This window comes from Curtobacterium luteum (genome assembly GCF_014646995.1).
In the GTDB taxonomy this organism is placed as follows: Bacteria; Actinomycetota; Actinomycetes; order Actinomycetales; family Microbacteriaceae; genus Curtobacterium; species Curtobacterium luteum.
This window is the reverse complement of sequence record NZ_BMOI01000004.1, coordinates 190294-214129: the sequence shown is the minus strand read 5'-3', so window position 1 is coordinate 214129 and position 23836 is coordinate 190294. Positions and strand designations below refer to the sequence as shown.

General features: G+C 70.7%; 21 protein-coding genes and 1 pseudogene. 9 read left to right on the top strand and 13 right to left on the bottom strand.

All coding sequences use genetic code 11. The features are described 5' to 3' along the window. Nucleotides 1-17 precede the first annotated feature (17 nt). The 4 genes from IEY20_RS06850 to IEY20_RS06835 all read right to left on the bottom strand — a co-directional run bounded on the left by IEY20_RS06850 (nucleotide 18) and on the right by IEY20_RS06835 (nucleotide 2594). Complete coding sequence (locus IEY20_RS06850; protein ID WP_049976604.1) at nucleotides 18-509, bottom strand: NUDIX domain-containing protein; 492 nt, start codon at nucleotides 507-509, stop codon at nucleotides 18-20. After that, nucleotides 502-1266, bottom strand: coding sequence for a hypothetical protein (locus tag IEY20_RS06845; protein ID WP_175329579.1), 765 nt, complete (start codon nucleotides 1264-1266; stop codon nucleotides 502-504). The genes IEY20_RS06850 and IEY20_RS06845 overlap by 8 nt, the downstream gene beginning before the upstream one ends. A 28-nt stretch (nucleotides 1267-1294) precedes the next feature. After that, the gene (vsr, locus tag IEY20_RS06840; RefSeq protein ID WP_175329580.1) at nucleotides 1295-1834 is read right to left on the bottom strand and encodes a DNA mismatch endonuclease Vsr; all 540 of its coding nucleotides are present in this window, start codon (nucleotides 1832-1834) and stop codon (nucleotides 1295-1297) included. A gap of 97 nt (nucleotides 1835-1931) precedes the next feature. Further along, a complete protein-coding gene (locus IEY20_RS06835) occupies nucleotides 1932-2594 on the bottom strand; it encodes an NUDIX hydrolase (RefSeq protein ID WP_175329581.1) in 663 nt (220 codons plus the stop codon). Between the two features lie 100 nt (nucleotides 2595-2694). Between IEY20_RS06835 and IEY20_RS06830 the strand changes: the two genes are divergently transcribed. From IEY20_RS06830 to IEY20_RS06815, 4 genes are all read left to right on the top strand, one after another. Further along, nucleotides 2695-3648, top strand: a complete 954-nt coding sequence (locus IEY20_RS06830) for an ADP-ribosylglycohydrolase family protein (RefSeq protein WP_175329582.1) — start codon at nucleotides 2695-2697, stop codon at nucleotides 3646-3648. A gap of 281 nt (nucleotides 3649-3929) precedes the next feature. Beyond that, nucleotides 3930-4160, top strand: coding sequence for a hypothetical protein (locus IEY20_RS06825; protein ID WP_188888997.1), 231 nt, complete (start codon nucleotides 3930-3932; stop codon nucleotides 4158-4160). Continuing rightward, the gene (locus IEY20_RS06820; RefSeq protein ID WP_188888995.1) at nucleotides 4157-6034 is read left to right on the top strand and encodes an alpha/beta hydrolase; all 1878 of its coding nucleotides are present in this window, start codon (nucleotides 4157-4159) and stop codon (nucleotides 6032-6034) included. The genes IEY20_RS06825 and IEY20_RS06820 overlap by 4 nt, the downstream gene beginning before the upstream one ends. A 127-nt stretch (nucleotides 6035-6161) precedes the next feature. Continuing rightward, nucleotides 6162-6584 (top strand): hypothetical protein, encoded by a 423-nt coding sequence (locus tag IEY20_RS06815; protein WP_083882157.1) that lies wholly within the window; start codon nucleotides 6162-6164, stop codon nucleotides 6582-6584. A 332-nt stretch (nucleotides 6585-6916) separates the two neighbouring features. Here IEY20_RS06815 and IEY20_RS06810 read toward each other — a convergent pair whose 3' ends face one another. The 4 genes from IEY20_RS06810 to IEY20_RS06795 all read right to left on the bottom strand — a co-directional run bounded on the left by IEY20_RS06810 (nucleotide 6917) and on the right by IEY20_RS06795 (nucleotide 8991). After that, nucleotides 6917-7291, bottom strand: a complete 375-nt coding sequence (locus IEY20_RS06810; protein WP_175329585.1) for a hypothetical protein — start codon at nucleotides 7289-7291, stop codon at nucleotides 6917-6919. 3 nt (nucleotides 7292-7294) lie between these two features. Beyond that, nucleotides 7295-7870, bottom strand: a complete 576-nt coding sequence (locus IEY20_RS06805; RefSeq protein WP_175329586.1) for a hypothetical protein — start codon at nucleotides 7868-7870, stop codon at nucleotides 7295-7297. A gap of 162 nt (nucleotides 7871-8032) precedes the next feature. Then, nucleotides 8033-8503 (bottom strand): DUF4395 domain-containing protein, encoded by a 471-nt coding sequence (locus IEY20_RS06800; RefSeq protein WP_175329587.1) that lies wholly within the window; start codon nucleotides 8501-8503, stop codon nucleotides 8033-8035. Next, nucleotides 8500-8991 (bottom strand): TlpA family protein disulfide reductase, encoded by a 492-nt coding sequence (locus IEY20_RS06795; protein ID WP_175329588.1) that lies wholly within the window; start codon nucleotides 8989-8991, stop codon nucleotides 8500-8502. The genes IEY20_RS06800 and IEY20_RS06795 overlap by 4 nt, the downstream gene beginning before the upstream one ends. 74 nt (nucleotides 8992-9065) lie before the next feature. Here IEY20_RS06795 and IEY20_RS17070 point away from each other — a divergent pair. From IEY20_RS17070 to IEY20_RS06780, 4 genes and pseudogenes are all read left to right on the top strand, one after another. Next, nucleotides 9066-9467: pseudogene (locus IEY20_RS17070) on the top strand (arsenate reductase ArsC); the annotation flags it as partial. A gap of 6 nt (nucleotides 9468-9473) precedes the next feature. Then, entirely contained in the window at nucleotides 9474-9707 is a 234-nt protein-coding gene (locus IEY20_RS17065) for a DUF1653 domain-containing protein (RefSeq protein ID WP_175329663.1), read from the top strand. A 33-nt stretch (nucleotides 9708-9740) separates the two neighbouring features. Then, complete coding sequence (locus IEY20_RS06785; protein ID WP_188888991.1) at nucleotides 9741-13244, top strand: TM0106 family RecB-like putative nuclease; 3504 nt, start codon at nucleotides 9741-9743, stop codon at nucleotides 13242-13244. 169 nt (nucleotides 13245-13413) lie between these two features. Next, the gene (locus IEY20_RS06780) at nucleotides 13414-15492 is read left to right on the top strand and encodes a DUF262 domain-containing protein (protein WP_175329590.1); all 2079 of its coding nucleotides are present in this window, start codon (nucleotides 13414-13416) and stop codon (nucleotides 15490-15492) included. Nucleotides 15493-15559: 67 nt separating this feature from the next. Here IEY20_RS06780 and IEY20_RS06775 read toward each other — a convergent pair whose 3' ends face one another. The 4 genes from IEY20_RS06775 to IEY20_RS06760 all read right to left on the bottom strand — a co-directional run bounded on the left by IEY20_RS06775 (nucleotide 15560) and on the right by IEY20_RS06760 (nucleotide 21614). Beyond that, nucleotides 15560-16363, bottom strand: a complete 804-nt coding sequence (locus IEY20_RS06775) for an SDR family oxidoreductase (RefSeq protein ID WP_022904672.1) — start codon at nucleotides 16361-16363, stop codon at nucleotides 15560-15562. A gap of 267 nt (nucleotides 16364-16630) precedes the next feature. After that, nucleotides 16631-17428 carry an HNH endonuclease family protein gene (locus tag IEY20_RS06770; RefSeq protein WP_175329591.1) on the bottom strand — a complete coding sequence of 266 codons (798 nt, stop codon included), beginning with the start codon at nucleotides 17426-17428 and terminating at the stop codon, nucleotides 16631-16633. A gap of 84 nt (nucleotides 17429-17512) precedes the next feature. Further along, the gene (locus IEY20_RS06765; RefSeq protein WP_175329592.1) at nucleotides 17513-20830 is read right to left on the bottom strand and encodes a DEAD/DEAH box helicase; all 3318 of its coding nucleotides are present in this window, start codon (nucleotides 20828-20830) and stop codon (nucleotides 17513-17515) included. 34 nt (nucleotides 20831-20864) lie between these two features. Further along, nucleotides 20865-21614, bottom strand: a complete 750-nt coding sequence (locus IEY20_RS06760) for a hypothetical protein (RefSeq protein WP_175329593.1) — start codon at nucleotides 21612-21614, stop codon at nucleotides 20865-20867. A 284-nt stretch (nucleotides 21615-21898) separates the two neighbouring features. Between IEY20_RS06760 and IEY20_RS06755 the strand changes: the two genes are divergently transcribed. After that, nucleotides 21899-22348 carry a BLUF domain-containing protein gene (locus IEY20_RS06755; protein WP_175329594.1) on the top strand — a complete coding sequence of 150 codons (450 nt, stop codon included), beginning with the start codon at nucleotides 21899-21901 and terminating at the stop codon, nucleotides 22346-22348. A 52-nt stretch (nucleotides 22349-22400) separates the two neighbouring features. Here IEY20_RS06755 and IEY20_RS06750 read toward each other — a convergent pair whose 3' ends face one another. After that, the gene (locus IEY20_RS06750) at nucleotides 22401-23828 is read right to left on the bottom strand and encodes an amino acid permease (RefSeq protein WP_175329595.1); all 1428 of its coding nucleotides are present in this window, start codon (nucleotides 23826-23828) and stop codon (nucleotides 22401-22403) included. Between the last annotated feature and the right edge of the window lie 8 nt (nucleotides 23829-23836).

Below are 23836 nucleotides of genomic sequence, written 5' to 3'. Positions count from 1 at the left end.
TGAACTCTGCGGGGGGATCAAGCGGCGTCATGAGCTCCGCTGTTCTTCGCCGTCTCCGCTCCGAGGCCGCTCGCTCCGAGCACGCGTCGAGCCAGCGGTGCCAGATCGAGCCCGAGAGCAGACTCGATGTCGAAGGCGTCGACCGCCTGCCCTTCGAGCAGCGTCATCTGCTCGGGGAACACGGTGGTCTCCACCTCGAACAGCCACAGCAGTCGGCGATCGCCCTCTCGGTCGACGACCCTGCCGATCGCGGGCCCGACCTCGGGCGTGATTCCCAGTTCCTCCTCGAGCTCCCGCGCGATGGTCTGGCGAGGTGATTCGCCCGAGTCACTCGCGCCGCCGAAGAGCGACCAGGTCCCCGGGTTGGATATCCGCGGATCGTCATCACGGAGGTGGAGCACGAGACCGGCCGGACAACGGATGATGGCGATCGCGCCGGTGCCGACGCTCGACGCTGCGTCCTCAGCATCGCGCTCGGACAGGAAGGGTGCTCGATCCCGCTCAGCCATCGTGTTCCTCGAGGATGACGAGCGAACGGTGCGCGAGTGCCGACGCGCGACCGAACCAAGTGTCCGTCGCACTGCCGGCGCAACGGCGGAAGAGCAGCAACGAGGTGGCTTCGTCGAGCGTCGTCCCAGCCAGGCCGAGGGACCGCGATGCGCATGAGAGGCGTTCCAGCCGCCAACGGTCGTCCGGCCAGATCTGTCCGTCTCGCGCCGCCAGCCCGTCGAACGCCGCTCCCAGTGCCGATCCCATCGCGAGGGATGCGTGATCCAACTTGCTCGAGGCCGCCATCAGGAGCGCATGCTCCAAGGCAGACCGAAGAGTCCGTGTGGCGCTGGCCGTGACGTACCGCGCGAGACCCGCCCGTTCGAGCGCGCGTTGGAGATCGGTCTGCGTTCCGTGCCGCGGAACGGAGGCCGTCACTCGACGAGCCAGGTCCAGCTGGTCTTCACGAACCCGTTGTGAACTGCGCAACGACTCCACAACGGAGAGGACCTCGGCACGACTCCGGAACTCTGTTCGCCAAGTGCGTGCCGCCGCATCGGCGCTGAGTTCGAACCTCGGTGTCTCCCCGACTTCTCCGTTGACGATGACCAGGAGCTCTGCGTCGACATGTCGGGCGGTCCATCCATGGGCGGTCGGTGCCGCCACGTACAGGTCGTCGTTGTGCGAACCCGTCCGGGAAGACCGTCGAGAATGCTCGAGGCTCTGCACAAGAGCGCGCGTGGATCGCATCGGCCGGGAGGGGGACGTGATCGTCATGCCGGAAAGCTACTGGTGCTTCACGTGATCAATCCATCATTTCGCCGTTTTGCCATTCGTTGCCAAGACGCGGCACCCCTCGTTCGGATTCTGGTCGAGACGCTGCGGGAGCGGCCCGCGGCGCGTGGAATCGCGGTTGCTGTTGGTGGACCACGGCGCTCCGGTGAACGAGAACTCCCTCGATCTCGTCCGCCGCGGGACTCGGGTTCTCGTGCTCCCAGAACCGCAGCACCCGCCATCCCTCGGACACGAGGATCGCCTCGTTCTGCGCGTCCCGCCGACGATTCGCCAGCAGCTTCCGACGCCAGAGCTCGGCGTTCGCCTTCGGGAGGTGCGCGTGCTCCTCGCAGTAGTGCCAGAAACACCCGTCGACGAACACGGCTACGCGTGCGCGCGGGAAGACCAGGTCGGGCCGCACCCGACACTGTTTGCTCACCTGGCGGTCCACGAAGAAGCGTCGCCCGCGGCGGTGGAGTTCACGCCGCAGGGCGAACTCGGGCGCTGTGTCCCGTCGGCCGAAGCGCGCCATGTGCCGCCGTCGAGCATCGTCCGCATCCCAGTGCTCCATCACGAGCAGTGTCGTCGCACGGGAGCGCGTCCGACGAGCGGTGCCGTCGGGTTGTGGTGAAGCGGCCGAACGACCTGACTGTGCAGGAACGAGATCGCTACCGACGATCGTGCCGCCGGTACATCCCCGCCGGCTTCCCCGGCCCCTCCGCCCGCTTCTCCTCCGTCGCCACGAGCCCCAGCAGCATCGCCCTCCGGAACGAGTCCGGCTGCAACGCCCGTCCCGCCACGGCTTCGTGCACCCGCCGCAGTTCGGTCATCGTGAACGGCTCCGCCACGAGGCCGCGCGGATCGGGAGTCGCGGCGTACGCGGCCCGCAACGAGGCCACCGCGAACTGCACGATCTCGTCGTGCCCGTGCACCATCCCCGTCGCGTCGTCGACCGGGACGAGGCGCGCCCGCGACCCGTCCAGACCAGGAGACAACTGCGAGAAGGGCACCGTGTCGAGGTGCGCCACCGACAACACCCACCCCCGACTGTCCCGTGAGGGATCGTCGAACACGTGCAACTGCGACGGTGCCAGCCCGGTCACGCCCGCCTTGTCCGACAGCGATCGCAACACTGCCGAGGCCAGTCGCTCGCCCTCGTGCACGAACGTCCCCGGCAGTCGCCAGTCCCCGTCGACGGCATCGCGCACCTGCAGTACCGACAGTGGTTCCCCCACAGGCACGGTCAGGACCGCTGTGTCCACAGCCACCGAGGGCCGCGGGTAGTCGACCAGGCGCTTGCCGGAAGGATCGCGGTACGCAGACAATGTCACGACGCCGAGTTTACGCACACTTGCGCAAACCTAGATGACATGGAACAGTGAGACTCAGTTAGCGCAAACCTGCGTAAACTTCGACGGAAGGCAGGCGGCCATGAACACCAGCACCCGCGACCGCGCGATCGGCGCCGTCCTCGGCTCCGCCGCCGGCGACGCCCTCGGCGCCGGCTACGAGTTCCGCCCCGCCGTCCCCGAACCCACCCCGATCCGGATGGCCGGCGGCGGCTCCTTCGGCTGGGCGCCGGGGGAGTGGACCGACGACACGAGCATGGCCGTCCCGATCCTCCGCACCCTCGCTCGCGGCGGCGACCCTGCCAGCGAGGTCGCCCTCGACGGCCTGGTGGCAGCCTGGGCAGACTGGGCACGGACCGCGCCCGACGTCGGCATCCAGACGCGCAACGTCTTGACCGGCCTGGAGGCCCGTACCGCCGTGAGCGCGCGGGCCGCGGCCCGGCAGGAACACGAGTTCCGAGGGCGTTCGGCGGGGAACGGCTCGCTCATGCGGACGGCGCCGCTGGTGCTCGGCTACCTGACGGGAACGGTCGACGAGGAGCCCCGGTTGGCGGAGGCCGCGCGGGCCATCAGCGACCTCACACACTACGAGTCCGACGCGGGTGACGCATGCGTGCTCTGGTGTGTAGCGATCCGGAAGGCGGTCCTCACGGGCGAGCTCGATGTCATGGCCGGCCTCGACCTGCTCGACCTCGACAAGCGGCGGATCTGGGTCGACCGGATCGTGACGGCGGAGCACTCGGAGCCGGTCGACTTCACGGACTCGAACGGCTGGGTGGTGTCGGCGTTCCAGGCTGCGTACGCGGCGGTCAGGCGGAGCACGGGCCTCGAGGACGCCCTCGTCCGCGCGGTCCGCACCGGGAACGACACGGACACGGTGGCGGCGATCGCGGGTGGCCTCGCGGGCGCGCTCTACGGAGCGAGTGCGCTCCCGGGCGAGTGGCGTGAGCTGCTGCACGGCTGGCCGCGACTCCGCGCGGGCGACCTCGTTGCGCTGAGCGAGCAGGCGCTCGACCCTCGATCAGCGGCCGTCTGACCGCGCGCTGGCGACCTCGCGTGGCCGGCTGCCCCGACTGGCTGCCGGTGTCGGAGGGTTCGATGGGGGGACTCTCCGGCACCGGTGGTGCGTGGCGGGGGTGAGCCGCGCCTCCAGGCCGACCCTCGATGGCTGACCGACCTCCGGTCGTGCTCCCCACAGATCTGCGATATCTGATTTCCACACGAGAAGTATCAGATATGCTCCTCGCCAGGAACGTGGAGGGAGCAGTCGTGGGAGATCTGACGATCGAAGCGCCGGTGATGCGTTCGGTTGCATCGATGGCGAAGTCCGCGGGGGCGGAGTTCGGCTCGGAACGGGCGCTTTCGCGGGCTGGTGGCGGATGCTTCGGCTCCGACCTCGTGGCGTCGGCGTTCGCGTCCTCGGCGCGGGCACTGGACGCGATGGTCCGCTCGCTCCGCGAGGACGCGGACACGTTGAGCCGCTTCGTGCAGGACGCACTCGCGGTGCTGGAGCATACGGACGCGGGTCTGGCGGTGAAGCTCCAGTGACACTCGATCCGACCGTGGGCGACCCGGATGCCATCCGTCGTCTCGCACGCCTGCACACGGCTCACGCCGATGCTGTCCGGGCGGGGACCCGGCACGTGGTGGACGCTGCGGAGGCGGCGCAGTCCGGGTGGCGCGGGAAGGCGCAGGAGCGGTTCGTCGCGGTCGCGGCGACGGTACCCGAGAGTGCGCAACGTGTCGCGGCTCGGCTCGATCAGGCGGCCTCGGCACTGGACACGTACGCACGCGAGGTGCAGCAGATCCAGGACGAAGCGCAACGGGTACGGACTGCGCAGCAGAACGCGGCCGATGACATCGCCGCGAATGCCCGCGCGATCCAAGCCGCCACCGCGACCGTGCAGAGCGCGGATGCCGTGGAGTCGGACACGACGAGACTGCGTCAGCTGCAGGCCGGAGCGGCGGGCCTCGCTGGGCTGCAGGGGCGGTTGTCGACGCAGTGGGACGAGCTGGTGACGCGGCGAGAGGCTGCCGACCGACGTGTTGCCGCTGCTCTGGAAGCACCGGAGGTCGTCGGCAAGCTGCAGTCTGCGGCCGCCGTGGGGAGGATGAGTGACGGGCAGTTCCTCACGTGGCTCGGCACGCTCGACAAGGAGTCGATCGCGGCGCTGCGGGACGATCCGACAACGACCGCTCGCCTGGCGCGGATGGACGCGAAGGACGTGGCCACGTGGTGGTCGGCGATGTCCGGCCCTCGTGGTGCGCACTCCGCCGAGCAGGACGCATTCGTGGCGGCGGTCCCGGCGGTGCTCGGGACTCTGAACGGCGTCTCGTATTGGGCTCGGGCACGGGCGAACACCGCGGTGCTCGCGGACAAGCTCGCTGAGGCGAAGAGGAAGACGTCGTACTGGGCGAAGCAGTTGGACGGGGCGGGCAGTCCCGCCGCCGCTGCGTCGGCGCGGGCGCAGCTCCAGGTGTGGGAGCGGCAGCGCGACGGGTATGCCAACATCCAGACGACGCTGGATACAAAGTCGGTCTCTCTCATATCGCTCGTTGACGACAGGCCGCCGCTGGCCCAGATCGTCTCGGGCGACATGGACTTCGCGAGCCACGTGACGTACATCGTGCCCGGGATGAACACTGCGACCTATCAAGACGGGACTGTAAGCAATTATGCGCTGATCGCCGACGGCATGCGCAGTCGGCAGGCTGCGGCGGGCGGTGTTCTTCCTGATGACGTCGCGGTCGTGTCCTGGATCGGGTACCACGGACCGATGGCCGATGACCTGTCGTTCGCTTCAGTTGTGGCGAACGAGCGCGCACATGTCGGAGCCGAAACACTCGTGGCCGACTTGAGCGGCTTCGATGCCGCCCGTGCGGCGTCCGGGAAGGATGCGGACTTGTCTGTTGTCGCGCATTCCTACGGCACGAATGTGACAACGATCGCCCTGACGAAGACCCATGCTGATCATGCCGTGCTTTTCGGATCCGCCGGGATTACGGACGTGGCGCCGAACGCGGACACTTTGGAGGTTCCGAAAGGCGAGGTCTTCGCGAGCCAGAGCGCGAGGGACGGGTGGGCGATCACCGGGCAGCACCTGTCGGGTCGGCAGGATCCGACGGACCCGACCTGGGGTGCTCATGACTTCAGCTCGGAGACACGAAGGGCCGGTGGAGATCTACTTCACGGCATCACCCATCACGGCTCGTACGACGGCCGAGAAGGCAACGAGCACGGACGGTACTCGTACTTCGACAACAACACGACCGCGCAGTACTACGCCGCGAAAGCAACGATGGGATTGGGCGATCAGGTCCCCGAGGCCGGTAAGCCCTTCGATCGGATGCGGCAGCAAACGAAAGAGGATTGGTTCATGTACGAATGGCAGACAGGACTCACCGGTGACCCGACGCTCTGACCGCCTTGTCGGGGGAGCGTTATTCGCCAGCGCGGCGCTCCTTCTGACCGCTTGCGCCGCCACCGGCCCTCACGCCCCTGCGAGTAAGGAAACTTCGATGACTCCGGAACAATCGCACGAGAACGTCATGAGTATCTTCCGAGCCGTGAAGTCCGTCGTCGGAGAGGCGGGCTGGGAGGAGGGTACCGTATCTGGGTGGAACGACTGTTCATCCGGGCGCGGCAACGCTGCCCAGTTCTCCCTCACTGCGATTCGCAAGCATTCACTTCCTGCAGCGCCCGACAATGTGACACGGGATGTTGCGGAGGCGCTGAGGTCCGAGGTGGGGCTGAGCGGTGTACCGGTGCAGCACGACGACACACTGCGACCGCCGCGAACCGTTGTCTCGTACCCCAACGGCTACAACGGTGGGACCGCGGCCGACGGGTTCGGCCTGGAGTTCCAGTCGGGCGTGGACTTTGCCAGCCTCCTCATCTGGGGACACTGCGTGCCAGGGGAGGTGCCGGACCTCGGAACCCCCTTGAACCCGCGACCGACTGACCTTCCGTAGTACCTTTCGACGCGCTGTTGAGACAGATATCGATGACGGAAATAAGCCGGCGGGTTCGTCGTAGTCGTCGTCGAGTTCTGGTGCCCCGATTGCCAAGCCGTCCCCGAAGGTGGGCGCGCTGCCATCGGAGCGGCGCGAGGAGCGTGCGACTGATCAGGCGCTGGCGGTCGGGCATGGCCGGGCGGTCAGATCGGCCGCCGGTGTCGGAGGGTTCGATGGGGGGACTCTTCGGCGCCGGAGATGCGGGCAGGGAAATTACTCCCTCGGGCGGCCACGGAGGCAGCGACGGTACACGGTGACGAGGACGCGAAACTGCCCGCTACGCCGCCGTCTCAGAGCGCAGCGCGCGCCCGCTCGACCGCCGCGATGAAGCGCGGGACGCCCCACAGCAGGAACGTCGGCTCGATCCCACTCCGTAGGCGCACGCGGACCAGCTTGCGCACACCGTGCGACACGTCCTCGAGTCGCACGATCTCCTCGACGGGGAGCCCGAAGTCCGCACGCACGATCGTGACGGGGAGCGCTCTGAACCACAGCACCTCGGGCGTGAGGGTGAGTCGCCCGCCCACTTCGAGGCGGCGCGGTGACCGTCGGCTGGCGCTCGGCGGCCAGCCCGGGATCACGTCGGACGCCCCCGACCGCGGGAGGTCGGGCTGGTAGGTCGCGAACTTCCGGACGAGGACGGTGGGGGCATCGGCGTACGGCACGGGCTATCGGTTCCCGACGGCTTCGAGGTAGCGACGCGCGCCGCGGATCTGCCGGCGGAACACGATCGTGATGCCGATGGACATCGCGGCGAGCAGGAACACGAGGCCGCGTGCGATGCCGGCGCTCCAGGGGTCGTCGCGCACGAGGCTCGGCAGCTGCGGCCCGGCGATGCCCGCGTAGAGCAGCAGGAACTGGCCCAGCACGATGGGCAGCGAGAGCGACGCACCCCGCGCCCAGTCGGCCGCTCGCCGCGCCAACTCCGAGCCCGGCTCGCCGAGCGGGCGAGCAGAGAACACCGTGCGGCGCAGCGCCCTCCGCTCGGCTCGGTCGAGCCCCCGCGCGGGAGACTGGATCGACGGCCCGAGCTTGAAGGTCGTCGGGAGGAGTGACGCGGCCCCGCTCAGTCCGCCGAAGCTGAGACCGAATCCGATGATCGTCAGGGTCCGGGCCAGCACGTCGTCGCCGTTGGTGATGATCACCCCGACCACCGCACCGAGGACGAACCCACCGAGCGCGATCGGGACGGTCCGCCGCCGCGCGCGGCGGGCGATGCGTCCGAAGTCCCCCATGTGCCCCATGTGCCCCACCCTACGAGGAGTGTCCTCCGGTCGCGCTGTCGGCCGGGAGGCACGGATCACGTCACCGACGCACAATGCGTCGCGCAGGTGGGTCGCGCCTCCAGGCCCGAGCGCCTCGCCCACGCGGCGTGCGTTGCGGGGGTGGGTCGTGCCTCCCGGCGGTCAGGCGGTGGTGCGTCGCGGACGGAGGACGCCCGCTCGGACCAGCCACACGTAGAGGATGCAGCCGATACAGACGTCGAAGACGGCGTTGAGGAACGCGGCGACGAGGGCGACAGCGGCGCCGACCGGCGCGGCGTACGGGACGCCGACCAGGGCGAGGAGCAGGGCGACGGCGGTGACGAACAGGCCGACCTGCTGGGCGAAGGTCGGGGGCTCCGGAGCCTCGAGCTCGGAGGGCGGCGACAGGCGCGGGCGGACGAAGCGGCGGAAGAGCGCGCCGTAGGGGTGGCGTCGGATACCGCCGATCCCGCCGATGGCGAAGAGCACGACGATGACGGCGAGCAGGACGATGCCGGCGACGTACGTCGCGGGCATCAGCGTGAGGACGATCGTCACTGCGAGGAGAACGGTCGTGATCGCCGCGCCGAAGCGCGGCGAACGGGGGTCGATGCCGGTGGTGGTGTCGCTCATGCGGGTGCCTCCTGGAGGACGGTCGCGAGTGCTGCGGAGAGTTCGGCGGGGCGTGGCGGTCCGCCGAAGCGGGTGCGGACGGTGTGGTCGGCGTCGACGAGCAGGACCGTCGGGGTCTGCAGGACGTTGTAGCGGGTCGCGATCTCGGCGCGCTCGGCCACGTCGATCTCGACACGTTCGACGCCGTCGTGCTGGGCGGCGAGGGCGTCGAGCTGGCGGCGGGTGCCGGGGCAGCGCGCGCAGGTCGGCGTGGAGAACTGGACGAGGGTGGCGCGGGTGCCGAAGGCCTCGGCGGGAGCGATGCCATGCGCGGTGGTGCTGCTCGCGCTCGTCGCGCGCGTCTCGTCGGAAACGGGGCTCGTGGCGGGCGTCGCTCCCGCGCTGCTGACCGTGCGGGCGCGGCCGGTCCGGCTCCGGAGGACGAGGCCGAGCACGGTGGCGACGGCGAGCACTCCCACGAGGACGGCGACAGCCGTGACGACGGTCATGGGAGGACAGTACGTCCACCCGGTGACACACGGACGGTGGGTGACACCGTGTGACGTGGTGCAGGCTGGTCCTCATGAACGATGTCCCCACGATCCTGTTCGTCTGCGTCCACAACGCCGGGCGCTCCCAGATGGCCGCCGGGTACGCGCGGGCGCTCGGCGGCGACCGGGTGCGGGTGCTGTCGGGCGGGAGCGAGCCCGGGTCCCAGATCAACCCGGTGGCGGTCGCGGCGATGGCCGAGGAGGGCATCGACATCACCGGCGCGGTACCGCAGCTGCTGCAGACCGCTGACGTCAAGGACTCGGACGCGGTGATCACGATGGGCTGCGGCGACGCCTGCCCGATCTTCCCGGGAAAGCGGTACGAGGACTGGGAACTGACCGATCCCGCGGGCGAGGGCCTCGACGAGGTGCGAGCGATCCGGGACGACATCAAGCGGCGGGTGTCGGAGTTGCTCGGGTCGCTGCTACCGGCGTCGGCAGTGACGCCCGGGCGCTACCGGCACTTCAAGGGCGGCGAGTACGAGGTGGTCCTCGTGGCGAAGGACGTCGAGACCGAGGAGCCGGTCGTCGTGTACCAGGCGCTGTACGGGGAACGGGGGCACTGGGTACGGTCGCTCGCGGACTTCACCGCCTGGGTGTCGCGCGACGGGTACGAGGGGCCGCGGTTCGTCCGGGTGGACGGCGACGACGGGGTTGTCGGCGGCCGCCCCTAGGCTCGCAGCGCACCAACGAAACGGGGGACCCGCATGCAGATCACCACCGACGGCGGCGTCCTGCTCAGCCCGAGTGACCTGTCGACGTGGGCCGCGTGCGAGTGGGCGTTCCTCCGACGCCTCGACGCCAAGCTCGGTCGTGGCGAACCCCTGCCCGAGGTCCACGACGACATGCTCGAACGGACCGCACGTCTCGGCGACCAGCACGAGCTCGACTACCTCGCGATCCTCAAGCAGTCGCACGTGGTCGTCGAGTTCGACCGGCCCGAGCCCACCGGGTACGCGGCAGCGGCGCAGGCAGCGCTCGACACCCTGCGCGCCGGCGCCGACGTGCTCTACCAGCCGACCTTCCACCGCACTCCTGCCCCCGACCGCCCGGGCTTCATCGGCTTCGCGGACTTCATCATCCGCAACGCCGCCGGCGAGTACGAGGTCTACGACACCAAGCTCGCCCGGCACGCCAAGATCAGCGCGCTCCTGCAGCTCGCCGCCTACGCCGAGCAGATGCAGGCGCACGGCATCCCCACCGGCGAGCAGGTCCACCTCGTGCTCGGCGACCGGACGACCACCACGCACGACCTCGCCGACATCGCGCCGGTGTACCGCACCCAGCGGGCCGAGCTGCAGCGTGTGATCGCCGAGCGGATGGCGGCGGACGACGAGCTGGCCTGGGGAGACCCGCGCTACAGCAGTTGCGGCCGCTGCCCGATCTGCACGACCCAGGTCACCGAGCATCGCGACCTCGTGCTCGTCGCCGGCATGCGCCTCGATCAGCGGACGAAGCTGATCCGCGCCGGGGTGCGGACGATCGACGACCTGGCGGACCGAACCACGGCCGTGCCCGCGATGTCGAGATCGACGCAAGACCGCCTGACGCGTCAGGCGCGCCTCCAGGTCGAATCGGAGACCAGCGGGAGCCGCGCACCGGTCTTCGAGGTGGCGGACCCGCGCGCGCTCGCCGCGATCCCGGCGCCCGATGCGGGCGACGTGTTCTTCGACTTCGAGGGTGACCCGCTCTACACCGAGGACGGCCAGCACTGGGGGATCGACTACCTCTTCGGGTTGGTCGACCCCGAGGCCCGGTTCACCGCGTTCTGGGCGCACACGCTCCGCGACGAGCGGCAGGCGCTGGTGGACTTCCTCGCCTTCGTCGAGCAACGGCGTGCGCAGTACCCGGACATGCACGTCTACCACTACGCCGCGTACGAGCGGACGCACCTGCTGTCCCTCGCCGCCCGGCACGGGGTGGGGGAGGACGCGGTCGACGACCTGCTGCGGGCGGGCGTCCTCGTCGACCTCTACCCGATCGTGCGCAAGGCCCTCGTCGTCGGCAGCCACAGCTACTCGATCAAGAAGCTCGAGCCGCTCTACATGGGCTCGGACCTCCGGCAGAGCGACGTCACGAACGCCGCCGACAGCATCACGGCCTACGTCGACGCGATCGAAGAACTCCGGAACGGCGACCCTGCCGCTGGGCAGCACATGCTCGACGAGGTCGCTGACTACAACGCCTACGACTGCCGCTCGACCCTGCGCCTCCGCGATTGGCTGCTGTCGTTGCGCACGGCAGCACCGGCAGCCGTCGTCGACGAGGTCGAGCTCCTGCCGCCCATCCCGGTCGAGCGCGAGCCCGACCCCGTGTACACGGCGCTCGCCGCGGCGATCGAGGACGTCGATGCGCTCGAGCGCACCCCCGACGAGACCGCGCTGGCGCTCGCCGCGGCAGCGATCGACTACCACCGGCGCGAGGCCAAGACCTTCTGGCAGGACCACTTCGACCGCCTCCGCAACCCGGTGGACGACTGGGCGGACACCCGCGACGTCCTCGTCGTCGAGCGCGCGTCGGTCGAGCGCGACTGGGGCACGCTGCCGCGCGCCCGGTCGCAGTCGCGAGAGATCCGGTTGTCGGGGACGCTCGCGCCCGGCTCGCGGATCCGGCCTGGAGGCACGCCCCACCTCGTCTACGACGACCCGCTCCCGCCGTCGATCACCGCTCCGGCGCCGGGTTCGAAGGGTGCGTCGGCTCGCGCCGTCGTGCTGGACGCTGCGCCGTCGTCCGCCGGCAACGGGGACGCGTTCGAGGTGCTCGTGAAGGAGAGCCTGCCCGTGGGCGGCGGCGAGCCGCATGACGGGTTCCCGGTCGCCCTGGCTCCCGCCGCGCCGCCCCGTGCGAAGCCGCAGCCCGAGGCGATCGCCGAGTGGGGCCAGGAGGTCCTCGACGCGCTGCCGTCGATGCTGCCGGACCCCGCGTTCGACCTGCTCCGTCGGGTGCCGCCGCGCGGTGCGATCGCTCCCGTGCAGGGCGACGACACGGTGCCCGCGGTCGTGACGACGCTGCTCGGGCTCGATCGGTCGTACCTGGCGATCCAGGGTCCTCCGGGGACGGGCAAGACGTACGTCGGTTCGAACGTCGTCGCGAGGCTCGTCCGCGAGTACGGGTGGCGGGTCGGCGTCGTCGGACAGTCGCACGCGACCTCGGAGAACTTCCTTGCCGCGGTCGTCGCAGCCGGGGTACCCGCCGACCGCGTGGTCAAGGTGCCGCGGTCGGGCGCGGACGCCGATGAGGTCGAGGCAGCGCCGTGGACCCCGGTGAAGAACAACTCCGCGATCGCCGCGTTCCTGTCGTCCTGCGCCGAGACCGGCACCGGGGGAGTCGTCGGCGGGACCGCGTGGACCTTCGCGAACGAGACCACGATCCCGCGGCGCTCCCTCGACCTACTCGTCGTCGACGAGGCCGGGCAGTTCTCGCTCGCGCCGACGATCGCGTCCTCGATCGCTGCGACCCGCCTGCTCCTGCTCGGCGATCCGCAGCAGTTGCCCCAGGTGTCGCAGGGTTCGCACCCGGAGCCGGTGGACGTGTCGGCCCTCGGGTGGCTGACGGACGGCGAGCACGTACTGCCGTCCGAGTTCGGGTACTTCCTTGCGCGCACGCGTCGGATGGAGCCTGCGCTGACGGCATCGGTGTCGTCGCTCTCCTACGACGGGCAGTTGTCGTCGATGGCGTCCGGGCGGCACCTCGACGGGATCGACGCGGGCGTGCACCCGGAGCCGGTCGTGCACGCGGGGAACACGACGTCGTCCGCCGAGGAAGCCGCGCGGGTCGTCGCACTCGCCCGTGACGTCATCGGTCGTTCGTGGGCGGACGACTCGGGGACGCGGCAGCTCACGGACGAGGACGTCATCGTCGTCGCGCCGTACAACGCGCAGGGTGCGCTGATCCGGCAGGAACTCGATCGCGCCGGACTCACCGGCACCCAGGTCGGGACGGTCGACATGTTCCAGGGGCGCGAGGCCGTGGTGTCGATCGTGTCGCTCGCGGCGTCGAGCGCGGCCGACATCCCGCGCGGCCTCGACTTCCTGCTCATGCCGAACCGGCTGAACGTCGCGCTGTCACGGGCGAAGTGGGCGGCGTTCCTCGTGTACTCGCCGGCGTTGGTGACCGGGCTGCCGCCGTCGATCGCGGGGCTGTCGTTGTTGTCGCGGTTCATCGAGCTGGTGGAGCCCGGGACGCGCGGGCAAGTTCTCACCGACCGGTGACAGTTCCGGTGCGCGATCGTCGGGGCCGGAGCACCGGAACTGCCATCGTCACCGCTGGCACCATCGCTCCCGGTGGCCCTGTCCTCCACGGGGACGACCTCACGGGTCGCGCTCCACAGGTCCCGGTGCCGCTCGCACGGCGGTTCGCTCCGCGTCCTACCGTTCCGGCATGGACGTGCAGGAGACGACGATCCGGCAGCTGCTGGAGGGATCGAAGCAGTACGCCGTGCCGCTCTACCAGCGCCCGTACGCCTGGGGTCGACGACAGCGGACCCGGCTGTGGCGTGACGTCCTCGCGCTCGAACGGACCCGCCGGACCAGCCCGGCAGCGACGCACTTCATGGGGTCCCTCGTCCTGTCGTCTGGACGGATCGGGCCGAGCGGGGTCGAGTTCCTCGTCGTCGACGGCCAGCAACGGCTGACGACCCTGTCGATCCTGCTGTGCGCACTGCGCGATCACCTCCGAGCGCACCGGCCGGACGAGCCGATGCTCGCCGCGAGCATCCACGAGCAGTTCGTCGCCGACCGGTACAAGGCGGGTGACGAGCGACTGAAGCTCCTCCCGTCGCAGGCGGACCGCGGACCGTACTGCGCGGTCGTGGACGGCGTCGCAGCCGATGAGCAGAGCGCGGTCCGAGCCGCGTACGACGACTTCCGACAGGCGCTCGACGCGGCGGACGGAGCGGACGAAGTCGGCGAGCCGCACTTCGTCGAGCGCATCCGGGACGCCGTCCTGGGCGGTCTGGCGTTCGTGTCCATCACGGCGAAGGGTGACGACGACGTCTACCGGATCTTCGAGTCGATCAACAACACGGGTGTGCAGCTCACGCAGGGCGACCTGATCCGGAACCATCTGTTCATGCGCCTCGGGCCGGACGGCGCCGCCGTCTACGCGTCGTGGTGGCTGCCGATGCAAGAGCGGCTGAGCAGCGAGGACCTCGAGCTGCTGTTCTGGCTCGATGCGGTGGCCACCAACCCGGCGGTGAAACAGTCGGAGATCCACGCGTTCCAGCAAGCCCGGCTCGCCGATCTCGATGACCAGGCCGTGACGGCAGAGGTCGTGCGCTTCTCCCGCCTGTCCGAACTGCTCGCCGTGGTCCGGCACCCGCAGCGCGAGCCCGACGAAGCGGTTCGCGAGCGCTTGACGCGGTTGCAGGAGTGGGGATCGCCGACCACCGTGCCGATCACGTTGCGACTGCTCGCTCGTCGAGCGTCGGGCCACTCCGACTCAGCCGAGGTCGCAGCGGCGCTGGGCGTCGTCGAGTCCTTCCTCGTGCGACGGGCGGTGGCCGGGCGGCCCGGCGACGGAGCCAGCCGTGCGCTACTGCGCGCGTGCTCGATCCTTGAGGACCCCGACCAGCCAGCGGCGGACGGCGTGCTGGGCATCGGGGACGCGGCGACCGTGCGCGCCGCCCTGTCGACCGGACGGCGGCAGTTCATCGACGACGATCGGGTGCGGGCGGCAGTCCTCGACGAGCCGTACTACCTACGGGGACGTCGGCCGCATCAGAAGCTCATCCTCGCGTGGATCGAACGGACCCTCCGCCCGCGGGAGCCGGTGGACGTCGGCCGGGCGACGGTCGAGCACGTCCTGCCGCAGCGGATGTCCGCGGATTGGCGGAGCGCGCTGCAGCGGGGTCTGCGGCCGGGGGAGTCCGTCGACGAGGTGCACGACCGGCTCGTCCACACCCTCGGCAACCTCACGCTGACCGGCTCGAACGGGGAGTTGGGGAACCAGCCGTTCGAGTGGAAGCGGGCCGAGTTCGCCGTGAGCGGCTTCGAGATGAACCGACGGATCGCCGAACACGAGGTCTGGGGAGCGGAGGAGATCCGTGCGCGAGGGCGGTGGCTCGCCGACCGCATCTGCGCCGAGTGGATCGGTCCGGACACCGGTGCGTCGACGAGTGGCACGCGCTGGGAGGTGGTGCACGAGGCGATCGCCGCGGTCCCGCCCGGCCGGTGGACGTCGTTCGGGGACCTCGCCTCGCTGGTCGGGACCCATCCGGTGCCGGTCGGCCAGCACCTCGCGTCCGAGCTCGTGCCGGGGGCGCACCGCGTGCTGCACGCGCCGGGGACGATCCCGCCCGCGTCGCGGTGGTCGACGGCCGACGGGCGGGATGTCCGCGGTGTGCTGACGGACGAGGGCGTGCTCTTCGACCCGCGGACCGGGCGGGCGTCGCAGGGTCAGCGGATCAGGTCGGCTGCGCTCGCCGCCCGGCTCGCGACGGCTCGCGGTCCGGCGCCGTGAGCACTGTCGTGACGCTTGCGGCGCAGGCACGGACCCCCACCGATGTCGGTCCGTGCGTGCGGGCAGCTCAGTACTTCGCCGATTGCCCACCGTCGATCGGCACCACCGTGGCGTTGACGTAGGAAGCGTCGTCCGACAGCAGGAAGGCGACCACTGCGGCGATCTCCGGTGCCTCGCCGTAGCGCTTCGTCGGATTCACCTGGATGAACTCCTCGGCGGCCTTCCGCGGGTTCTCCGGGTCGAGCTGCTTCATCGAGTTCTCGACCATCGGCGTCCAGATCGCGCCCGGGGCGATGGCGTTGATGCGGATGCCGTACTGCCCGTACTCGACCGCCGAGTTGCGGGTGAGCCCGACGACGCCGTGCTTCGCAGCCGCGTACCCGGACTGGTTGCCGATCCCCCGGATGCCGCCGACGCTCGCGGTGTTCACCACCATGCCGGAGCCCTGCTCGCGCATGACGGCGAGGACCTTCTCGAGGCCGAGGAAGACGCCCCGCAGGTTGATGGACACCACCCGGTCGAACTCGGCGGCCGTGAACGACTCGGTCGGGTTCTGCTTGCCCTCGATGCCCGCGTTGTTGAAGAACCCGTCGATGCGTCCGAAGTGCTCGGTCGTGTCGATCACGTAGGCGTCGACCTGGGCCTCGTCCGAGACGTCGGCGACGGTGGTCAGGACCTCGGTGTCGGGAGCCGCCTCGAGCACGGCAGCCTTGGTGGCCTCGAGCCCCTCGGCGGAGACGTCGACGAGCGAGAGCTTCGCACCCTCGGACGCGAGTCGGACCGCGGTGGCGCGGCCGAGGCCGGAACCACCGCCGGTGATGAGGACGACCCGGTCGGTGAAGCGGGCGGTGACAGCGCTGGTGTCGGGCATGGGAGGGACCTCCTGAGGTCTTCGACGGTGAAGGGCTCGAGGTCCGCGCCCGGCGCGGGCAGCGAGTCCATTCGATGCGTCTGCATCGGGAGTAAGGCTACACCTGTTGTTTTAGGCAGTCGGGCCGACGCCGTGACCCGCGCGTGTGGCAGTGCCCGAGGGTCATGAGCACGTAGTGGCAGTTCCGGTGCGGTAATCCCGGAGTCAGCGCACCGGAACTGCCACGTCGCGAACAGGAAATGCCACAGGGATCGCCCCGTCACCCCCTCAGCAGCGGTCGAGCACCCGTTCCATCGCATCCCGCTCGGCCGGTGTCACCCACAGGTGGTACCGCGCCTTCACCGTGACCTGGTGCTCGATGTAGGTGCAGCGGAACCCCTTCGCCGCGGGCAGCCACGTCGTGGCGTCACCGGAGCGCTTCTGCGCGTTCGAGTGCCTGTCGACGGCGAAGAGGTTCTCGGGGTCGTTCGCCAGGGCCTCTCGAGTCGCATGCGGCAGCTGCTGCGCTCCGGTCCGCCATGCGTTCTCGAGCGCGACGACGTGGTCGATCTGCACCTCGGTCGAGGTCGTCTGCCCCCGGGTGAACGAGATCGTGCCGCCGGTGTACGGCGACACGAGCGTCCCGGTGAGGACCGTGCACCGCCCCTGCCGCACGATGCCGGTGAGGTCGCGCGCGAGGACGTCGTTCCGTGTGTCGCACCCGTTGTGGTCGACGTCGAGCCACGCTGACCCGAAGTCGCCCGTGCGGTCGTAGCCGGTCGCCGGCGCCTTCCCCTTCACGGGCAGGCTCGCGAGGGCGCGGAGCGTCGCGGTCGTGTCCGGATCCGGCCTGGAGGCACGGCTCGGCTCCGCCCCGCCCGTCGCGTCAGCCCCGCCGGTCGCGTCCGCCCCGCCGGTCGAGTCCGCCCCGCCGGTGGGGTGCGCGCCGGTGCTCGACTCGGTCGCGGCGCTCGACCCGTCCGACGGGGCCAGAGCCGCGTGCAGGGTGTACCCACCGAGCGCCAGGGCGAGGACGAGGAGGACGGAGACGGTGCTGGTGCGGCGGCGTCGTCGGCGGGACGTCATGGGGGAAGGGACTCCTGGCGTGGTGCGGGTGGTGCGGGTGGTGCGGGTGGTGCTGTCGTGCGAGGGACGGCGTGCTGGTCGGTGTCAGGCGAGCAGGGAACGGATGTCGTCGGCGGTCAGGTCGTCGGCGAAGAGCGCGTCGTCGTCGATCATCGTGGCGAAGAGCTCGGCCTTCTTCGCGGCGAGTGCGAGGACCTTCTCCTCGATCGTGTCCTCGGCGATGAGTCGGTTGACGTTCACCGACCGCGTCTGCCCGATCCGGTGCGTCCGGTCGACCGCCTGGTTCTCGGCCGCCGGGTTCCACCACGGGTCCAGCACGAACACGGTGTCCGCCTCGGTGAGCGTGAGCCCGAACCCGCCGGCCTTGAGCGAGATGAGGAACGCGGGCGCGGTGCCCTTCCGGAAGCGATCGATGACCTCGGGGCGTCGTCGTGTCGCGCCGTCGAGGTACTCGTACCCGATGCCACGGGCGTCGAGCGCGTCCGACACGATGCGCAGGAAGGAGGTGAACTGGCTGAAGACGAGCGCTCGTCTGCCCTCGGCAGCGAGCTGGTCGAGTTCGTCGAGCAGCAGGTCGAGCTTCGCGGACGGGATGTCGGAGACCTCGGCCGGGTCGTCGACATCGCCCGACGGCGCCGCGGTGGGCACGAGGGCGGGGGAGAGCGCGAGCATCCGGAGGAGCGTCAGGGAGCGGAACACGATCATGCGGTTGCGGGGGAGGTCGTCGATGAGGTCGAGGACCTTGAGCCGCTCGCGGTTGAGCGTCCGCTCGTAGAGCTCGCGGTGTGCCGGGTCGAGCGTCACACGGACGACTTGCTCCTGCTTGGGCGGCAGGTCGGCCGCGACGCTCTCCTTCGTCCGCCGGAGCATGAGCGGGCGGATGCGTCGCCGGAGCCGTTCGGTGAGCTGCCGTCGGGCGTCGCCCCGGAGGTCGGGCGAGGCGAGGGGCTTCACGTAGTCGTCGCCGAACCGCGTCCATGAGGACAGCAGCCCCGGCGCCACGACGTGGAAGAGCGCCCAGAGGTCGGTGAGGCCGTTCTCGAGCGGGGTGCCGGTGAGCGCGAACTTCACCGGGACACGCAGGTCGGTCACGACCCGGTGGATCTGCGACTGCGGGTTCTTCACGAACTGCGCTTCGTCGAGGACGAGCGCCGCCCACTCCTGCTGTGCCCATGCGGTCGCGTCGAGCCGGAGCAGGGCGTACGATGTCACGACGACGTCCGACCCGCCGGCAGCACGGGCCACGAGCGTCGGGTCCTTGAGCGAGGTCGCGGTGACGGTGGTGACCCGCAGCGACGGGACGAACCGCGCTGCCTCGTCCGCCCAGTTGCCGACGACGGAGGTCGGCGCGACGACGAGGAACGGTGCGCCGGACGGCGCGTCCGCTCGGGCAGCCGCGATCATCGCGAGCACCTGCAGGGTCTTGCCGAGGCCCATGTCGTCGGCCAGGACCCCGCCGATCCCGTGCTGGCGGAGGAACGTCAGCCAGGCGTACCCGGCGTGCTGGTACGGCCGCAGCTCGGCTCGGACCGTGTCCGGCACGGGGGTTTCCCCGGGCGGGGTCGCGCCGAGGAGGCCCCCGGCGATCGCCTGCCAGCGCTCGTCGTGCGCGGTCTCGTCGGCCAGCTGGTCGAACTCCGACCAGAGCCCCGCTTGCAGCGGCGTGACCGTCATCGGCTGGTCGGGCTCCCACTCGCCGAGGTCACGGGCCTCGTCGATGAGCTCCTTGAGGCGGTCGAACGCGGGGTCGGCGAGCGAGAGGTACGAGTTGTCGATGAGCTTGAGCCGTCGCGCCCGCCCCGCCAGCGCTCGGAGGAGCGGGGTGAACGGGATCTCCTTGCCGTTCACGCTCACGATGATCCCGAGGTCGAACCAGTCGTGCTTCTCCGACGGCATCGTCGTGACGCGGATGTTGGGCCGACCGCTGAGCCGTTCGTAGTCGAGCCGTTCGCCCTGCACGACGGTACGGATGCCGCGCGCGGTCAGCTGCGGCAGCAGTTCGTTCGCGAACACCGCGACGTCGGCGTCGTCGATCACCCCGTCGACGAACCAGTCGAGGCCACCGCCGGGACCGACGGGGGCGTCGTCGGCCGCGCGGACCTCGGTGAGGTCGGGGAGGGGCCCGTGCAGCGCGACCGGGTCCTTCCGGCCGTCGACGTGCCAGCGCCACTGGAGGTGCACGCGGTCGTCGGTCCGGGGTGCCCGTGCCGGTTCGAAGGTGGCCGTGAGCACGAGCTCGGGGGTGCCGCGCTCGGGGAGCTCGACCGAGCCGTCCGAGCTGACGGGCCCACGCGCACCCCGGAGCCGGGGCGACCAGTCGGCGAGGAACTCGTCGACCTCGGACTCCGGCACCGTGATGCGCGCACCGTCGACGAGCATGCGGCGCTGGTCCTCGGGCACCGGTTCCGGGGTCGGGGCGAGCGTGACCGCGAACGACGGGCTCTCGCGGAAGGCGTAGACGCCGTGGTCGCCGATCGTCCGCGCGGCTCCGGTGGCGACCGGCCGGCCGTCGATGACCGCGCTCGCGCCGATCACCAGGCCACCCTCGGAGCGTGCGGTGTCGAGCAGGACGCGGGCATCCGAGCCGAGGGTCACGCCGCTGGCCTGCTTGCCGGTGACGAACGCGATCCCGAGTCCCGCGGCCTGGCGGAGCAGGGGCCAGAGCAGCGGGCTCTGGAAGTCGTCGAGGTGTATCCAGTCGCTCTCACCGGGGAGGCCGGCGAGAGCACCGGCGCGGTGGAGTGCGGCGAGCTGCAGGAACCACGCGTGCTGCTCGGGAGTGAGACCGAGGCGGTTCTGCGAGTAGGGGAGAGCGCTCCAGGTCAGCTGGCCGCGCACCCAGTTGCCCGCGTCGCTCCGGGTGACCGGGCGCACCCCGAGCCGAACGGTGCGCGACGCGGCGGGCAGCGCTCGACCGCTCGCGCGGGCACGCGCGGCGAAGCGCGCCGTCACCGCGTCACGCAACTCGAACTGCAGGCCCATCGCGGTGCCCTGCGGCGCCGGCGTCTGGTCGGTGTCACCGGCGAGGCGGGCGACCTCGTGCCTCCAGTCCGGGGCCGGCGGAGCCGGAGCTTCGGCCTTCGGACCGGCGGCCGCTGCGAGGGCGCGGGCGTTGACGGTCAGGAGCGCGGCGGCGACGTGCTTGCAGTCGCCGCCGAGCGGGCAGGAGCAGGTGCTCCGCACGGGGCGGACGAACTCGCCCCGTGCAGGGGTGGTCTCGATGCCGACGACGTAGGGCTCGTCCGCGGAGCCCGAGACGCTCGCGGTGACCGTGCCGTCGGCGTCGTGCCAGACGGCGTCGTCGACGAGGCCGGCGCGCACGACGTCGCGCGCGCGCCCGAAGGCCTGCGGTCCGACGAAGCGGATGACGTCGACGGCGTCGATCATCGGGGCGGCTGGCACGCACCAATCGTGCCAGCACCCACCGACGCCCGATTCATCGGAGCGTCCAGTCCCCACCGCTGTTGACCTGGATGACCGACGGGCCCTTCCGGAGGTGCGCGGTCGCGTTGCACTCGGCGTGACCGCCCGAGGACGCGACGATCGTCTCGTAGTCGAGCGCTATCGGCGTCTCGCGCACGAGGCACGCCATGTCGCCGCCCTTCGACACGAACCTCCGGCTGGTCGCGGCGCCCCAGTAGAGCATCACCTCGTCGCCGTGTCCCGACGACGTGAGCGGGAGCGCCTCGGCGACGGGCCGGAACGTGAGGCTCCAGTGACCGGTCGCGATCACCTTCAGGACCGACGGGGCGCGCCAAGAGTCGGTCCCGTACGCGACGTGGCCCGAGTACGGGCCGGTGGCCCACACGGGGCTGTCGAGGTGCACGCCGGTGGAGGAGATCTCCTGGATCTCGAAGTCCTTGCCCGCGCGGTCCGCGGTGACGGTGAGGATCCCGCTGCGCTTGCCCGGGGGCAGCGGGATGCTCGTCGATCCGGTGCCCGACCGGAAGAAGGTGGGGAACGTGCCGTAGTGGTCGTCGTACTGCTTCCGGACCGAGGCCGGCATCGTCGTGGTCGTGGTCGTGGTCGTGGTCGCGGTCGTGGTTGCCGGGGCGGTGCTGGACGCCTGTGCGGTGACGGTCGCCTGGGCCGGGTCGGCGGCGCGGGCCGGAGCAGGTCCGAGCACCGTGGCGGACGAGGTCGCGAGGGTCAGCGCGAGCACTGCGGTGAGGAGACGGGGACGCACACGTTCATCCTCGTGTCGGCGCGGTGTCGCCCGGCAGCCCCAGAGTGGGCGTCGCGCGCTCTGCCGTGCACGGTGCGAGGTTGTGCGCACGGTGCGAGGTCTGGACGGTCGCACCGAGTGCGAAACCTCGCACGGTGTGGTTGCGGCCTCGCACCGTGCGGCCGTGCGGCCGTGCGGCCGTGCGGCCGCGCGGCCGGGCGACCCGCGCGCCACGCCGCGGTGCGGGGGACCCCGGCCCGTTCTGGGGCGAGCGGCCTGCCGTGGATGCGAGCAGGATCGAGGGCATGCTGCAGTCCCTCGTGTACATGAGCTCGGCCACGACCCCGTTCGACGACGCCGAACTCGACGCCGTCCTCGCCCACGCGCGGGAGCGGAACACCGAGGACGGGCTGACCGGCCTCCTCGTGGCACGGGGTGGGCGTTTCATGCAGCTGCTCGAGGGGCCGTACGACCAGGTCATGGCGACGTACCAGCGGATCCTCGCGGACGACCGGCACGACAGCGTGGTGCTGCTCGCCGAGGAATCGATCCACACGCGACGGTTCCCCGAGTGGTCGATGGCGTACGACCGGGGCGACCAGGGCACCGAGCCGCCGGAGGGCTTCAGCGACTTCCTGCCGGCGGGCGACCGGAGCGCCGACACCAGCCGGTCGCGGGAAGTCCTGCGGTGGTTCCGGTCACACCCGATGGCCGACCCGGAGGCGGCGAAGGGCAAGCACCGGCGGGCAGGCTGACGCGCCGGGCGCCGAGCACCACGCCCTGCCCGACGCAGCGCTCGGCACCGGCTCAGCTCCGGTCCGCCCCCGCATCCGCGGCGAGCTTGCTGTGCTTCCGCGAGTACCCCAGGTACACCCCGAGCCCGATCGCGAACCACACCGCGAACCGCACCCACGTCTCCCACTGCAGGAACGTCACGAGCCACAGCGACGCGATCACCCCGATCGCCGGGATCACCGGCATGAACGGGAGCCGGAACGTCCGGGGCAGGTCCGGCTGCCGGTAGCGGAGCACGATCACCGCCGAGCAGACCACGACGAACGCGAGCAGGATGCCGATGTTCGTGAGCTCCGCGACGATGTCGATCGGCAGCAGGCCCGCCAGGACCGCCGCCGCGACGCCGATGATCCACGTGACCCGGGTCGGGACGTGCCGCTTCGGATCGGTGTGCGCGAACCACTTCGGCATGAGGCCGTCGCGGCTCATCGAGAACCACACGCGCGAGGCGCCGAGCATGAAGGTGAGCAGCACGGTGATGATGCCGACGATCGCCCCGATCGCGATGACGTTCGCGACCCCGCCGAGCCCGACGGCCGCGAACGCCGACGAGAAGCCCGACTCGGGGTCGATGTCGGTGTACTTCTGCATGCCGGTGAGCACGAGGGTCGCCAGGACGTAGAGCACCATGGCGATGCCGAGGGACAGCAGGATCGCCTTCGGCATGTGCTTCCGGGCGTCGACCGACTCCTCGGCCGCGGTGGACATGGCGTCGTAGCCGAACACGGCGAAGAACACCGTCGCCGCACCGGTCATCACGCCGCCGAACCCGAACGGGAAGTACGGCTGGTAGTTGGCGCTGTTGATGTGGAACACCCCGAGCACGACGATGAGCACGACGAGGCCGACCTTGATGCCGACCGCGACGAGCTCGAACCGGGCGGCGCTCCGGATGCCGCGGGTGAGGACGAACGCGGTCAGCAGGCAGAGGATGATCGCGAACACGTCGATGACGTGCCCGTCGCCCGTGCCGGGTGCGCCGAGCATCCAGGCCGGCAGGTCGACGCCGAACTGCCCGACGAGGAACCCGACGTAGCCGGAGATGCCGATCGCGACGACGGCCACGATCGCGGTGTACTCGAGCAGCAGGTCCCACCCGATGAACCACCCGACGATCTCGCCGAGCACCGCGTACCCGTAGGTGTACGCGCTCCCGGCCTTCGGGATCATCCCCGCGAACTCGGCGTAGGACAGCGCGGCTGCGGCGCTGGCGACCCCGGCGACGAGGAACGAGAGGAGGACGGCCGGCCCCGCGACCCCGTGCGCGACGGTGCCGGCGAGGGTGAAGATGCCCGCGCCGATGATCCCGCCGATGCCGATCGCGGTGAGCTGCCAGAGACCGAGGTGCCGCTTGAGGCCGCCCTCGCCGCCGGCCTCGTCCTCGATCGTCTCGATGGGCTTCCGGCGGAACAGGGTGGCGCGTGGTGACGTCGATGTCATCCGCCCAC